This window comes from Mesorhizobium sp. M2E.F.Ca.ET.209.01.1.1 (assembly GCF_004010375.2).
Classification (GTDB): Bacteria; Pseudomonadota; Alphaproteobacteria; order Rhizobiales; family Rhizobiaceae; genus Mesorhizobium.
Window position 1 is genome coordinate 1 of record NZ_SADP02001188.1, and the last position, 290, is coordinate 290.

Annotated in this window: 1 protein-coding gene; it reads left to right on the plus strand. The window is 58.3% G+C overall.

Features of this window, described 5'->3' with window-relative positions; translation table 11 throughout:
• Nucleotides 1–48: 48 nt before the first annotated feature.
• Nucleotides 49–290, plus strand: a 242-nt coding sequence (locus EN852_RS42065; RefSeq protein WP_210238341.1) for a hypothetical protein, incomplete at its 3' end; no start/stop codon positions are given.

The following is a 290-nucleotide window of genomic DNA, read 5'->3' on the forward strand; positions in this document are numbered from 1 at the left end:
GCCCAAATCTTGCGCTGGCGGAAGATTTGGGCTGCTTTCGTAAAGCCGATGGCCGATGAGACCATGTTCATCGGTCTGTTCGATGCGACCCTGGCGGGGACGCGGAAGGCGGATTGGCTTTGCGACTACCGAGGCGACAAACCTCGTGGAGGCGAACCAGTCGATATCTTTATGACGCGGCCACGCCCCGAGCTTTCCGATCGTAGCGGCATTCTGCGTGTCGATTGGCCAGATGAAAACCGGCGAACCTGGGCGCGAAAAGCGGAAGGGCTAATACTGCCACTTTCTAC